The organism is Streptomyces sp. NPDC059718, assembly GCF_042733315.1.
Classification (GTDB): domain Bacteria; phylum Actinomycetota; class Actinomycetes; order Streptomycetales; family Streptomycetaceae; genus Actinacidiphila.
The window spans coordinates 26,956-40,106 of record NZ_JBHWGA010000017.1 but is presented as its reverse complement, the minus strand read 5'-3'; the positions used below and the strand labels follow the sequence as shown (position 1 = coordinate 40,106).

Genomic DNA, 13,151 nt, shown 5'->3' with positions numbered 1-13,151 from the left:
GCTGTGCGCCGCCCACGCCGGCGGGTGCCATTCGCTGGGTCCGGGGGCGGCGGCGCGGGTATGGGCCCCGGGGCGGGGGTGGTGGAGGCGGAGGCCGTCGACCCGGCCCATGGCGTCGTGGGTCATCAGCCAGGCGACGGCGGGCGGGCAGTGCCCGGGGTTGTCCGGCGGGTTGACGATGTCCATCTCCCAGACGGTCAGCGAGCGCCCGGCGACGGCGTGCACGAGGCGCTGGCGGACCCCGGCGGTCAGGTCGGAGTCCATGCCGCGGATCAGCAGGCCCCTGTCCCCCACCCACTCCCTCCCGCTGAACAGGCCGACGTCGGGTGACCAGCGTTCCCGCAGGAAGCCGGCGAAGTGGCCGCGTTCGGCCGCGGCCAGGGTCTCGTGGGCCTCGGTCCTGCTGGCCCTGGTGCGCCGGGCGCTGTCGTCGTGGGCCCCGTCCGCGGTGTCGGCGAGTGCCTGGGCGAGCTTGGCCCGGGCCTGGCTGAGCCGGCTGCGGACGGTGCCGACGGGAAGCCCGCAGGCCGAGGCGATCTGCTCGTACGAGCTGACGCCGGTGGTGAAGTGGCGCAGTACCAGCGGCAGTCGCAGCGTCGGGGAGAGCTGCTCGATGGCCTCCCAGATCCAGTCCCGCAGCGCGGCGGACTCCAGCCACCGCTCGGGGCCGGAGTCCGCCGCGCGCAGGACGAGGTCGTCGACCGGGCCGGTGGGGACCGTGCCGCGCAGCAGGGAGCGGGCGTTGTTGCGGACGATCATCCGCAGCCACGGCCCCACCGCGGCGGGATCGCGGACGTCGCCCACGCGGCGCAGCGCCGCCAGCGCGGCGTCCTGCAGCACGTCGTCCACGTCGGGCCCCGGGCCCAGGACGCTCAGGGCGACGGCGCGCATGCCGGCCCGGTGACGCTCCAGGAGCAGACCGAGCGCCGTGACGTCACCCGCCTGCGCGGCCCGGGTGAGCGCCACGTCCTCGGCACGGGCTGCCACGGATTCGTCCAGGTCCATCGCGTCCCTTCCGGCGTTCGTCCCTCTCCAGCGGATGCTACGGCGTCGCCGCGGCCACCCGGAAACGCCTCCGCCCGGGAGGCCTCAGGGGCCCGCCGGGGGAAGCACGGCCGCACGGCGGCACACGACCGACCAGGTGGCCTGCGCGGAGGCGGCGCCCTGCGGCAGCCGGCGGGTTCCGGAGAGGAAGGTCACCGTGCGCCGGCCCTCCAGGTGGCACCAGACGGACATCTCCGAGAGGCCCCCGGCCACGGGCTGCTCGTAGAAGTACCACCGGGTGGTGATGTCCCGGTCGCCGCCGAGGAAGGGCTGCTGCAGGAAGCGCTGGGCGCCCGGCGGCAGGTTGCCGAGGAAGTCCCGGGCCTCCCGGGTGAGCTCGGGTTCGGTGCCCTCGGCGTCGGCTGCCGCGGGGGAAGGCGGGGGCGCCGTCCGCCGTGAGAGCAGTGAGGCGGCGGCCCCGAGGCCGGCGCCGCGTGCCGTGGGGGCCGCCGGGCCGCTCCGGAAGGGCCGGGTGACGAAGGAGTCCGGGTCGAGCCGCAGGGTGCGCACCGAGGAGCCATGGCCGTCCGCCGGTTCGGCCACACCGAGGCCCTCGGTGCCGAGCACCACGGCCTGGACCCCGCCGCCTGCCGCCGCGTGCGCCCACCACTCCAGGACGGTGCCCGTCCCGTGCGTCATGCGCGCGCGGACCTGTTCGGGCAGCAGGGCCCAGTAGTGGTGCCGGTCGGGCCCCGGGGAGACGCTGAGATCACCGGGCCGGTGCAGCCGTCCCCGCGGCGCTCCGGCCGCCCCGCCCGGACCACGTGAGAGCGGGCCGTCCGGCCCTCGCGACATCCCGTCCATCGGTCTCCCTCCCCCAACCGGCCGACGTTCCAGCCTAGTCGGCCTCGCGGACCTCCTCCACGTACCGCACCAGGGCCCGCATCCGGTCCGGGGGCCACGGCAGGTTCCGCGCGAGTTCCTCCCCGCGCTCGTCCCAGAGCCGCCGCGCGGCGGCCCTGGTCGCCCCGCCGTCCTCCCCCGCTGCGTGGAAGCCGCTCCCCACGGCGTCCCAACGGCCGACCAGGGCCCTGACCTGCGGGTCATCGGCGGGGGTGCCCGCCTCGACGTGCGACAGCAGCGCCTCCACGAGCCCGGCCCACTCGGTCCTCGCGGCCTCGACGCCCTCCGGGCCGATCTCGGCCCGTCGCGCGGCCAGTTGCTCCCGCTGCCCGGCGGTGAAGTGGGTCTCGAACACGGACATCAACTCCAAGGTCGTCATGAACTCTTCGGGATCGGGCATCGACGTCCCCTCGATCCGCCCGAGCAGCCCGCGGAGCTGCGCGGTCAGCTGCCGGATCCGCCCGGCGTGCGCCTCCAGCGCGGACAGCTGGGCGGTCAGCAGGTCCCGCATCGACCCCAGGTCCTCCCCGCTGTCCGCGAGCACGCGCTGGATCGCGTCCAGCGGCAGCCCGAGCGCGCGCAGGGCCCGCGCCCGGTAGAGCCGGCGCACGTCCCGCTCGGTGTAGCGGCGGTGTCCGGCGGCGGTGCGTGCACTCGCCCCGAGCAGGCCGATCTCGTCGTAGTGGCGCAGCGTGCGGATGGTCGTACCAGTGGCGCGGGCCACCTCGCCGATGCTCCACAGACGCCGGTCGTCGTCGTTCCCGATCACACCGACAACGCTATGACCTCCCGTTACGGCCGGTTCAAGCCCGCCGCGCGGGTTTGTCCGCGAGGAACGTGGCGACGGGGCGCTTCGCGCCCGCGCCGGGCTCCTGCACCAGTCGTGCCGTGACGGTGAGACCGGCCTCCTCGAGCAGCGCGGCGATCCGCGGGGCCGGCAGCATGTGGAGCCCGTACGAGACCGGGTGGCCGCCGTAGGCGTGCTCCGGGCGCAGGTGCTCGTCCTCGCCCACCCAGCCGGCGAGCATCAGGTGGCCGCCGGGTGCCAGGACGCGGCGGAACTCGGCGAAGACGACGGGCAGCAGCTCGGGCGGCGTGTGGTGGGTGGAGTAGTAGGCGAGGACGCCGCCCAGTTCGCCGTCGCCGATGTCGAGCGCGGTCATGGACCCCACGGTGAAGCGCAGGTGCGGGTGGGCCCGCCGGGCCAGCTCGACCATGCGTGGCGACAGGTCGACCCCGTACGCGGGCACCCCCTGTCCGGCGAGGTGCGCCGTCACGTACCCGGGGCCGCATCCCAGGTCCGCCAGTGGGCCCCGGCCGGCCGTGCGCACGGTCTCGGCGAAGGCGGCCAGCATGGCGCGGGAGAGCGGGTCGAGTCCGTCCGGGGTGCTGACCTGTGCGGCGTAGTCGGCGGCGACGGTGTCGTAGGACTCCCGGACCGCGGCGAGGTAGGCGTCTTCGGGCACCGGGCGAGCCTACCGACGGCGGGGATCAGCACAGCACCCGGAGTGCTCCCGGGCGGATCCGCGCGGTGACCGGGAGGGCAGCCTCCACCTCGCCGTCCGCGCCGTACGGGACCGCGCGGTCGGCCTCGATGCGGATCTCCTTGCCGCGCACGATCTCGACCTCGGGGCGCTCGACGTGCGCACCGGTCTTGAGCTCGTTCATCAGCGTGAAGAAGAGCCGGCGCGGCGCGTCGTGGATCATGACGACGTCGAGCAGCCCGTCGTCGACCCGGGCGCCGGGCGCGATGGCCCGGCCGGAGCCGTAGTAACCGGAGTTGGCGGCGACGACGGTGTAACCGCGGCGTTCGTGGACGACGCCGTCGACGGTGACGCGGTAGGCGGCGGCGCGCCAGCCGGCCACCGCGCGCAGCCCGCCGGCGTAGTAGGAGGCCGGACCGCGCAGCAGCCGGGCGGTGTTGGCGTGGTGGTTGGCGACCGCGTCGACGCCTGCGTAGACGCTGCCGAGGACGACGGTCCGGTCGTGGACGGCCGACTCGACCTCGATGGTGTCGACGGCGCGCGGCTCGTCGCGGAGCAGGATCCGGGCGAGTTCGGCGGGCCCGGAGGGCAGGCCGAGGGCGCGCGCGAAGTCGTTGCCCCGGCCTGCGGGGACGAGGCCGAGGACGGTGCCGGTCCCGCTGAGGGCGCCGCCGATGCCGCCCACGATGCCGTCGCCGCCGACGGCGAGGACGACACGGCCGCGCTCGCCGGCCCGGCGCGCCAGGTCCTGGGCGTGCCGGAGGCTGTCGCTGTACGCGGTCTCCAGCTCCGCGCCCGCCTCCCGCAGCAGCTTCGCCAGCGGGAGGAGGGCTGCCGCCCCGGTGGAGCCCCCGGCGGTGGGGTTGACGACGGCCGTGAACTGTCGCATGGGTGTGCCTCCGGGGACGGCGGATCGGCGGGGCGGCGGGCGGGGTCAGCGGGTGGGCAGCAGGATGCCGGGGTTGAGGAGCCCGTCGGGGTCGAGCGCGTCCTTGACGGCGCGCAGGGCCTCGATGCCGAGCGGACCCGCTTCCCGGACGTACCAGTCACGGTGGTCGGTGCCCACGCCGTGGTGGTGGGTGATGGTGCCGCCCGCGGCGAGGACGGCCTCGTTGGCCGCCTCCTTGGCGGGGGTCCAGTGCGCCACGGGGTCCTCGCCCTGCGCCGAGACGACGGTGAAGTAGAGCGAGGCGCCGTTCTCGTAGACGTGCGAGATGTGGCACATCACCAGCGGCGGGGTGCCGGCCGCGGCCAGCGTCGCGGTGAGCGCCTCGCGCACGGAGTCGTACAGCTCGGGGATCCGGGACCAGAAGGTGGCGGTCTCCAGGGTCTCGGCGAAGGCGCCCGCGTCGAGCAGCGAGTCCCGCAGGTAGGGGGCGGAGTATCTGCCGTGGGCCCAGCGCTCGCCGGGCTCCTCGCCCAGGTACGCGCCGCCGCACTCGCGCAGTACGGCCGCGGCCTGCTCCCGGCGCAGGGCGGTGTCCTCCGCGGTGCCCTCGTAACCGGCGATCGCCGTGCAGCCCGCGGACGCGGCCCCGTCCGAGCCGATCGCGTCGGGCTGGGCGAGGCCGACCATCGTCTCGGTCTCGTCGGACAGGCGGAGCACCGTGGGGCGGGGGCCGTCCTGGGCGAGCCGGCGCAGGGCCGCGGCGCCCTCGGCGAAGGAGGCGAAGCGCCAGCCCTCGTAGACCTTGACCTGGGGAAGCGGGCGGATCCGCACCGTCACGGAGGTGATGACGCCCAGCGCGCCCTCGGAGCCGAGGATCAGCTGGCGCAGGTCGGGGCCGGCCGCGGAGCGGGGGGCCCGGCCGGCGTCGAGGGTGCCCTGCGGGGTGGCGACGGTCAGACCCAGCACCATCTCGTCGAAGCGGCCGTAGCCCGCGGAGGCCTGGCCGCTGGAGCGGGCGGCGGCGAATCCGCCGATGGTGGCCCACTCGTAGGACTGGGGGAAGTGGCCCAGGGTGAAGCCCTGTTCGGCCAGGAGCGCCTCGGCCTCGGGGGCGCGCAGCCCCGGCTGCAGGATCGCGGTCCGCGAGACGGGGTCCAGCGACAGCAGTCGGTTCATGCGGCGCAGGTCCAGGGCGACGAAGGGGCGCCGCCCCTGCGGGGCGAGGCCCCCGACGACGGAGGTGCCGCCGCCGAAGGGGACGACGGCGAGGCCGTGTTCGGCGCAGACGGCGAGGACGGCCAGGACCTCGTCGTGGCCGGCGGGCAGCACGACGGCAGCCGGGGTGTCCTCGACGTCGCCGCCGCGGATGCGCAGCAGGTCGGGGGTGGACTTGCCGCGCGTGTGGCGGATCCGGGTCTCGGCGTCCGTGCGCACGCGGGCCGGGTCGCCCACGCAGTCGGCGAGGTCCTGCCATGCCTCGTCGGTGAGGGGGGACCCGGGTACGGCGATGTCCTCCAGAGCGGCGGGTTCCGCGCCGCGGGGTTTGACGCCCAGCAGATCGCGCAGCAGGCCGATCACGGTGTCGGGCAGCGGGGCCGCCTTGGCCGGGTCGCCCCAGCCGCTCCACAACATGTCCACGGGCTCGTCCTCACCGGTCGTTTCTGGGGGGTGCCGTCTCCTGTGGCCCTCACGGGCGTTACACTGTGACACATGGCGCCTATTCGTCACAACACCTCGGACAGCGATCCGGTGCTCGACGCGGTCCGCGACTGCGTCCTGGCCGTCGGCGTCCGCCGCACGACCCTGACCGACGTGGCCCGCCGGGCCGGCGTCTCCCGCATGACGCTCTACCGGCGGTGGCCCGACGTGCGCACGCTCGTCGGCGACCTGATGACCCGCGAATGGGTCTCGGTCGCGGTGGACGCGATGCCCGAGCGGCACGAGGGCACCAGCATCCGGACGTACATGGTCGAGGGGCTGGTGGCCGGGGTGCGTGCCTTCCGCCGCCACCCGCTGTTCGTCAAGATCCTCGACGTCGACCCCGAACTGCTCCTCCCCTACGTGCTGGACCGCCGGGGGGCCAGCCAGGACGCGCTGCTGGAACGCATCGCCGGCGCTCTGGAGGAGGGCCACGCCGACGGCTCGGTCCGCGCCGGCCATGTCGCCCGGCAGGCCCGTTCCGTGCTGCTGGTCGTCCAGTCGTTCACGCTCTCGTTGCGCACCATGACCGACGAGGACGATCCCGACCTGACCTCCGCGGCCTTCCTCGGGGAGCTGCGGGACATCCTGGAGAGGACCCTCGCCCCATGAGTCCCATGAGCCCCATGAGCAGCCCAGCCCCCTCCCCCGCGTCCTCGCTCAGCGCCGGGCGGCGGGCCCGCGAGCTGGCGGAACTGGCCGCCGGCGAGCAGGTGGACGTCCTGGTCGTCGGCCTCGGCGCCACCGGCGCGGGCGCAGCCCTCGACGCGGCGTCCCGCGGGCTGTCGGTCGCCGCGATCGACGCCCACGACCTGGCCTTCGGCACCTCCCGGTGGAGCTCCAAGCTGATCCACGGCGGCCTGCGCTACCTGGCCTCCGGCCAGTTGGACGTCGCGTACGAGAGCGCGGTGGAGCGCGGCGTGCTGATGGAGCGCACCGCCCCCCACCTCGTCCGCGCCCAGCCCTTCGTACTGCCGCTGACCCCGCTGGTCTCGCGCGGGCAGGCCGCACTGGCCTGGTCCGGTTTCCGGGCCGGCGACGCGCTGCGCCTGTCGGCGCGGACGGCGCGGGCCACGCTCCCGGCGCCGCGCCGGCTGTCCGCGGTGGAGACCCGGCACCTCGCCCCCGCCCTGCGCACCGCGGGGCTGCGCGGCGGCCTGCTGTCCTGGGACGGCCAACTCGCCGACGACGCCCGCCTGGTGACCGCGATCGCCCGGACCGCCGCGGCGCACGGGGCGCGTGTCCTGACGCGGGTGCGCGCGGTCTCGCTCAGCGGCTCGGGCGCCGTCGTACGCGACGAGCTGACCGGCGAGGAGCACACGATCCGGGCCCGCGCGGTGGTGAACGCCTCCGGCGTGTGGGCGGGCGGCCTGGTCGACGGCGTACGGCTGCGGCCGTCCCGGGGCACGCACCTGGTCCTGCGCTCGGAGGGCCTCGGCGGCCTGCCCGCGGGCCTGCACATACCGATCCCCGGGGAGTCCAACCGGTTCGTGCTCGTCCTGCCGCAGGGCGACGGCCGGGTGTACGTGGGACTCACCGACGAGCCGGTCGACGGAGCCGTCCCCGACGTGCCGGAGGTGCCCGAGACGGACATCGGCTTCCTGCTCGACGTGCTCGGCACGGCGCTCGACGTCCCCGTCCACCGCGACGACGTGGTGGGGGCGTTCGCCGGGCTGCGCCCGCTGCTCGACACCTCCGCCGACGGCTCGGGCCGTACCGCCGACATCTCGCGCAAGCACGCGGTGCTCACCTCCGCCGAGGGCGTGGTGACCGTCGTCGGCGGCAAGCTCACGACCTACCGCCGCATGGCCCAGGACGCCGTCGACGCGGCCGTCACGGCCCGCGGGCTCGGCGCCGCGCCCTGCCGCACCACGTCGCTGCCGCTCGTGGGTGCCGCGGCGCCGCACGTGCTCACCGGTCTGCGGGCCCCGCGCCGCCTGGTGCAGCGCTACGGCACCGAGGCCCCCGCCGTGCACGCCCTCGGGGCCGCCGATCCCGCCCTGCGGGAGCCGGTCGTGCCCGGTCACCCCGTCACGCGCGCGGAGCTGATGTGGGCCGTGCGCCACGAGGGGGCGCTCGACACCGGTGACCTCCTCGACCGGCGCACCCGCGTGGGCCTCGTACCGGCCGACCGTGAGACGGCGCTGAAGGCGGCGGAGGAGGCACTGGCCGGGGCGTGAACCCGGCCCGGGATCACGGAACGGCGGCGGCTCCCGGGGCACGGTCCGGAAGCCGCCAGCCGGCTTCGAGGCGGTCGAGGAGCGTGCGGAACGCGGGGTCCGCACGCCCCTCGTCCTCCTCCACCAGGGAGGCGAGCAGGAGCCCGAAGACGGCGTCCACCAGGACGGATGCCTCGATGCGCGCACGCGCCCCCGCCATGCCCAGGCCCTCGAAGACGGGGACGAGGAGCTCGGTCCACTCGGTGAGCAGTCCGCGCATGTGGGGGCCGTAGCGATCGGGTCTCAGCACGGTGCCGGCCATCAGCTCGAAGTACAGCGGCAGCAGCGCACGGCGCTCGGGGCTGCGGAGTTCCTGCCACAGCGCCTCCGCCAGGCGTCGCATCCCCTCCGCGTCCCGGGGCGTGCCGGCCACCGCGAGGACCTCGCGGAAGCGCAGGACCGGCCGGCTCGCGTCCAGGGCGAGGGCCTCGGCCACCAGGCGTTCCTTGCTGCCGAAGTAGTAGAGGAGCATCCGGTCGCTGGTGCCCAGCGCCTTGGCCATCGGCCGCAGGGACAGATCCGCCAGGCCGTGCGCGACCACGTACTCCCGTACGCGGTCCAGGAGTTCCCGCCGTTTGCCGGCATCGGCCCGTCGCGGCACGACACCCTCCCAGTAGTCCGTATTGGTGGCTTTTATAGGTTTCTTTACCGTAGCACCCGCTACATGTATATTTGATAGATGTAGCGGGTGCTACAGGAAAGGCTCACGCGCCTGGCACCCCCCGGCAGCGGAAGGGAATGATCACCATGGCCGCCCAGGCCATCGGCACAGACGGGACGCGAACCCCCACGTCCTGGCTCGCCCGGCAGCTCAGGCTGTGGTCACGCACCCTGGAGCCCGTGCGCCCCCTGCACGCTCCGGCCGGACGCGCCACCACCCGGGACGCCTCCTGGCCGCTGGAGCACGAGCTGACCTCGGTGGGCCGCGCCCGCAGGCTGGCCACGGCGCAGGCCGGCGCATGGGGCCTCGGCGACCTGGCCGACACGGTGGAACTCCTGGTCAGCGAACTGGTCACCAATGCCCTGCGGCACGCGCGCGGTCCGGTGCGGATGAACCTGCGCATCACGGAGAGGCACCTGCGGTGCGAGGTCGAGGACATCAGCTCCCGGGCCGCGGTCCGGCGCGTCGCCGACACCGAGGCGGAGGGCGGGCGCGGCATGGAGATCCTGGACCTGCTCAGCGACGCCTGGGGCTCCGACCGCACGGCGACCGGCAAGACGACGTGGTTCGAACTGTCGCCGGCCGCCGCCTGAAAGGACGCCCGCGAAGCCTCCCCTCCCACCGGTGCCGTGACACCGGACTTACCCGCCAGTAGCCTCTATCCCGTCGTCAGCGGGCGGGAGAGCAGCGGTGAGCATGCCGGACCACAGTGATGTCGAGGCCTTCTTCGAGCGGGTGGCGGACGAGCGCTTCGTCCCGACCGGGTACACGCGCGGCCCCTGGGACGCCGCGAGCCAGCACGCCGGGCCGCCCGCGGCCCTGCTCGGCCGCGCGGTGCAGACGCGTCCGGGCGCCCGCGAGGACATGCGCCTGGTCCGGATCACCTTCGAGATCCACAGCCCGGTGCCGCTCGCCCCGCTCACCGTGACCACCCGCGTGCTGCGCGAGGGGCGCAGCGTGGAACTGGTCGAGGCCTCCCTGTCGCCCGACGGGGGCGCCGAGATCATGCGGGCGCGGGCCCTGCGCATCCGCACCGCGCCCGGCACCGTCCCCGCCGCGGGCCCCACCACCGATCCCGGCGCCGCCGCCCCGGAACCCCCGCCGTTCCCCGGACCCGCGCAGGCCCGACCCGAGCCGTTCTTCCCCGTGCCGTGGGACACCGGCTACCACACGGCCATGGAGACCCGCTTCGCCGCCGGTTCCTTCCTCGACCGCGGCCCCGCCACCTGCTGGCTGCGGATGCGCGTCCCGCTCGTCGCGGGCGAGAAGACCGCTCCCCTGGACCGTGTCCTGGTCGCGGCGGACTCCGGCAACGGCGTGAGCAACGTGCTGGACTTCTCCGAGCACCTCTTCGTCAACCCCGACCTCACCGTCCACCTCCACCGCCACCCCGCCGGCGAGTGGGTCTGCCTCGATGCCCGCACCACCGTCGACCCGTACGGCGTGGGCATGGCCGAGGCCTCCCTGCACGACGAACAGGGCCCCATCGGCCGCAGCGTGCAGAGCCTGTTCGTCGCCCCGCGTCGCGGCGCCACGACCTGACCCCCACCCCGGGGAAGCGGTCGTCCGACGGGACGTCAGCCGATCAGTTCCCGGACCACCGCCGAGGCGACGGCGGCGTCGAGGGCCCCGACGCCCGTGAGGTCGGCGATCGTCACGATGGCTTCCGTGCGGTCCCCGCGGCCTTCAGGGGTGCGGAGCAGGGCCCCGAGGGGAACGTCGGCGTCCTGCGGGACCGCACCCGCGCGGACGGCGTGCGCGAGGTCGCCGTGGTGGAGGCACTGCTCGTGGTCGTCCGTGGCGATGACGCCGGCGCGGGCGAAGAGCGCGGGCGGCAGCTCGTTCTTGTGCGGCATGTCCGCGCCGACGGCGGTGATGTGCGCGCCGGGGCGGACCGCGTCGGCGTCCAGCACCGGGGAGGTGGCAGGCGTGGCGGTGACGACGATGTCGGCGCCCGCGGCCTCCGCGGCGGAGGCGGGGCCGGCGCTCAACCCGTGGGCGGCCAGGTGCTCGCAGAGGGCGGCCGCCCGGCGCGCGTCACGGCCGTGGACGAGGACCCGGCCGACGGGGCGCAGCATCGCCAGCCACCGCACCTGCAGCCGGGCCTGCTCGCCGGTGCCGAACACCCCCACGCTGCGGGCGTCGGGGCGGGCCAGGGCGTGGCCGGCGAGGGCTCCGGCGGCTGCCGTGCGCCAGGCCGTGAGGCGTCCGCCGTCGTCGAGGACGGCGCGGACCCGGCCGGTGTGGGCGCTGATGACACAGACCAGACCGTGGTTGACGGGTTCGCCGCGCTCCGGGTTGCGGTAGAAGCCGGAGGCGATCTTCACGGTGAAGTCGTCGGACCCGTCGATCCAGCCCGTCTTCACATGGCAGTCGCCGTCCGCGGCGGGGAACGTCAGATGGGTGGGCGGCGGCACGGTGGTGCGGCCGGCCGCGTGGGCGATCAGCGCGGCACGGACCGCGTCCAGCACCAGCGCGGGCCGCGCGGCGGCCTCGATCTCCTCGGGGCCCAGGACGAGGACGGTCATCGGCGTGCTCGCAGCCAGCCGGCGAGGGCGTCGAGTCCGGGGGCCGGGTCGCGGCGCCCGACGCCGACGCGGAAGCGGTCGGCGGGCGTCTCGGTGAGCTCGGAGCGGTAGATGCTCGCGGGCAGCAGCAGGACCCCGGCCTGCTCGACGAGTTCGGTGCAGAAGCGTTCCACGCCGTCGGCGCCGAGGTAGCGGGGGTAGGCGACGCAGCCGCCGTCCGGGGCGCGCCAGCTGAACAGGTCGTCGAACTCGGCGAAGAAGGCGTCGAAGAGCGGGAGGTTGGCGGCGATCAGGGCGCGGTTGCGGTCCAGGATCCGGTCGCGGGCCTTGAGGGCGATCCGGGCGAGCACCTCGCTGGGCGCGGCGTTGCAGATCGTGGTGTAGTGCTTGGCCCGCTCCAGGCGCGAGCGCAACTCCCGGTCCCGGCAGGCGATCCAGCCGATCCGCAGCCCGGGCAGACCGAGCGACTTGGACGTCACGTTCAGCGACAGCGCCCGTTCCGACAGGTCCGCGGCCTGGGGCAGGGTGCGGGCCAGGTCGCGTTCGAGGCCGCGGTAGACCTCGTCGCTGAACAGGTGGATGCCGCGCTCGTCGCAGAGCTCGGTCAGGCGCGCGAAGTCGGCGGCGTCGATGACCTTGCCGGTCGGGTTGTTGGGGAAGTTGACGGACACGACGCGGGTGGTGGGGCGGAGCGCCGCGGCCACCCGGTCCACGTCCAGGGCCCAGTCCTGCTCAGGGTCGAGCGGCACGCCCGTCACCTCGCACAGGGAGAGCGGCACGGTCTCCGCGGCCTGGTAGTTGGGGGTGACGACGACGGCGTGGTCGCCGGGACCGAGGAGCACCTGCATCGCGAGGTAGAGCGCCTCCTCCGCGCCTGCGAAGCAGATCACGTCGTCGGCGCCTGCCCGTTCGTACGTTCCGGCGATCGCCTCGCGCAGCCCGGGGTCGCCGAAGGTCCGGGTGTAGCCGAGGGAGAGCGCCTCCCAGGCGTGCCGGTCCTCGGCGTCGGCGAGTTCCAGCAGTTCGGGGAGGGTCATGGACTGCGCGTCCGAGGCGGTCAGATGGTGACGGACGGTGAACTCCCAGCGGGAGAAGTACGTTTCCAGCCGGAAGTCGGGAAGTCGGCTCACGGGTGCTTCCTCTGTGCCTTGAGATCGGCGAGCAGGGCGTAGACGGTGGAGCGGGACGCCTGCAGGGCGCCGGCCACGACGGGCACGGCGCGGCGCATCGCGAACACCCCGGCCCGGTCGAGCTCCGCGAGGATCGCGAGGCGGTCCTCGCGGCCGAGGCGTTCCACCGGGCAGCCCCGGTCACGGGTGTAGGTGCCGACGGTCCGCTGCACGTGCTCGGTCCAGTCCTGCTCGAAGAGCGGCTCGGGGTGCGGCACGGTGGGCGCGGCGAAGGCGGAGAGCACGGAGGCCGCCTGCTCCAGCGGGGTCCGGTCGAGGTTGACGCACAGCACCGCGGAGGGCTCGCCGTCGCCGTCCCGCAGGACCGCGCTGACGGAGGAGAGCCGGCGCCCGTCGGCGAGCGGCTTCTCGTACGGGCCGTAGACGTCGTGCGCCGACGGGTCCAGCCGCTCCAGCTCGCCCAGCAGCGAGGGGTCGCCGGCGGTACGCCGCGACATGGGGTTCCAGATGCCCAGCACGCGGTCCTCGGCCACGTCGTGCAGGACCACCTCGGCGTACGGGCTCAGCAGCAGGGCCACGGCCTGGCAGACCGGGGCCCACTGCCGCACCCGGGGGTCGTTCTCGTCGAGTCGCGCCTTCTCCATGGCTGGACTGT

General features: G+C 75.0%; 14 protein-coding genes. 4 read left to right on the top strand and 10 right to left on the bottom strand.

Features of this window, described 5'->3' with window-relative positions:
* The 6 genes from ACFV3E_RS20300 to ACFV3E_RS20275 form a co-directional block, all read right to left on the bottom strand.
* The coding region (locus ACFV3E_RS20300) for an RNA polymerase sigma factor (RefSeq protein WP_500535865.1) at positions 1 to 1,005 on the bottom strand (1,005 nt) is incomplete at its 3' end.
* A gap of 84 nt (positions 1,006 to 1,089) precedes the next feature.
* Positions 1,090 to 1,848: a hypothetical protein gene (locus ACFV3E_RS20295; protein WP_500535864.1), complete on the bottom strand. Its 759-nt coding sequence runs from the start codon at positions 1,846 to 1,848 to the stop codon at positions 1,090 to 1,092.
* Between the two features lie 34 nt (positions 1,849 to 1,882).
* The gene (locus ACFV3E_RS20290; protein ID WP_500535863.1) at positions 1,883 to 2,656 is read right to left on the bottom strand and encodes a MerR family transcriptional regulator; all 774 of its coding nucleotides are present in this window, start codon (positions 2,654 to 2,656) and stop codon (positions 1,883 to 1,885) included.
* A gap of 34 nt (positions 2,657 to 2,690) precedes the next feature.
* The gene (locus tag ACFV3E_RS20285; protein WP_500535862.1) at positions 2,691 to 3,353 is read right to left on the bottom strand and encodes a class I SAM-dependent methyltransferase; all 663 of its coding nucleotides are present in this window, start codon (positions 3,351 to 3,353) and stop codon (positions 2,691 to 2,693) included.
* Between the two features lie 25 nt (positions 3,354 to 3,378).
* Positions 3,379 to 4,260 carry a diacylglycerol kinase family protein gene (locus ACFV3E_RS20280; RefSeq protein ID WP_500371955.1) on the bottom strand — a complete coding sequence of 294 codons (882 nt, stop codon included), beginning with the start codon at positions 4,258 to 4,260 and terminating at the stop codon, positions 3,379 to 3,381.
* 45 nt (positions 4,261 to 4,305) lie between these two features.
* A complete protein-coding gene (locus tag ACFV3E_RS20275; protein WP_500535861.1) occupies positions 4,306 to 5,898 on the bottom strand; it encodes an FAD-binding oxidoreductase in 1,593 nt (530 codons plus the stop codon).
* Between the two features lie 72 nt (positions 5,899 to 5,970).
* Between ACFV3E_RS20275 and ACFV3E_RS20270 the strand changes: the two genes are divergently transcribed.
* Both ACFV3E_RS20270 and ACFV3E_RS20265 read left to right on the top strand, forming a co-directional pair.
* Positions 5,971 to 6,570 (top strand): TetR/AcrR family transcriptional regulator, encoded by a 600-nt coding sequence (locus ACFV3E_RS20270; RefSeq protein ID WP_500535860.1) that lies wholly within the window; start codon positions 5,971 to 5,973, stop codon positions 6,568 to 6,570.
* Positions 6,571 to 6,575: 5 nt separating this feature from the next.
* A complete protein-coding gene (locus tag ACFV3E_RS20265; protein WP_500535969.1) occupies positions 6,576 to 8,138 on the top strand; it encodes a glycerol-3-phosphate dehydrogenase/oxidase in 1,563 nt (520 codons plus the stop codon).
* A 13-nt stretch (positions 8,139 to 8,151) separates the two neighbouring features.
* Here the strand turns inward: ACFV3E_RS20265 and ACFV3E_RS20260 are convergent, their stop codons facing one another.
* A complete protein-coding gene (locus ACFV3E_RS20260; protein WP_500535859.1) occupies positions 8,152 to 8,778 on the bottom strand; it encodes a TetR/AcrR family transcriptional regulator in 627 nt (208 codons plus the stop codon).
* A gap of 146 nt (positions 8,779 to 8,924) precedes the next feature.
* Here ACFV3E_RS20260 and ACFV3E_RS20255 point away from each other — a divergent pair, with 146 nt between their 5' ends.
* Both ACFV3E_RS20255 and ACFV3E_RS20250 read left to right on the top strand, forming a co-directional pair.
* Positions 8,925 to 9,431 (top strand): ATP-binding protein, encoded by a 507-nt coding sequence (locus ACFV3E_RS20255; protein WP_500535858.1) that lies wholly within the window; start codon positions 8,925 to 8,927, stop codon positions 9,429 to 9,431.
* 103 nt (positions 9,432 to 9,534) lie between these two features.
* A complete protein-coding gene (locus ACFV3E_RS20250) occupies positions 9,535 to 10,380 on the top strand; it encodes a thioesterase family protein (RefSeq protein ID WP_500535968.1) in 846 nt (281 codons plus the stop codon).
* A gap of 35 nt (positions 10,381 to 10,415) precedes the next feature.
* Here ACFV3E_RS20250 and ACFV3E_RS20245 read toward each other — a convergent pair whose 3' ends face one another.
* Genes ACFV3E_RS20245 through ACFV3E_RS20235 form a run of 3 tightly spaced genes read right to left on the bottom strand, consistent with a single transcriptional unit; the run spans position 10,416 to position 13,140 of the window.
* Positions 10,416 to 11,366, bottom strand: coding sequence for an ornithine cyclodeaminase family protein (locus ACFV3E_RS20245; protein WP_500535857.1), 951 nt, complete (start codon positions 11,364 to 11,366; stop codon positions 10,416 to 10,418).
* The gene (locus tag ACFV3E_RS20240) at positions 11,363 to 12,496 is read right to left on the bottom strand and encodes an aminotransferase class I/II-fold pyridoxal phosphate-dependent enzyme (RefSeq protein ID WP_500535856.1); all 1,134 of its coding nucleotides are present in this window, start codon (positions 12,494 to 12,496) and stop codon (positions 11,363 to 11,365) included. The genes ACFV3E_RS20245 and ACFV3E_RS20240 overlap by 4 nt, the downstream gene beginning before the upstream one ends.
* Positions 12,493 to 13,140, bottom strand: a complete 648-nt coding sequence (locus ACFV3E_RS20235; protein ID WP_500535855.1) for a helix-turn-helix transcriptional regulator — start codon at positions 13,138 to 13,140, stop codon at positions 12,493 to 12,495. Before ACFV3E_RS20235 ends, ACFV3E_RS20240 begins: the two co-directional genes overlap by 4 nt.
* Positions 13,141 to 13,151 lie beyond the last annotated feature (11 nt).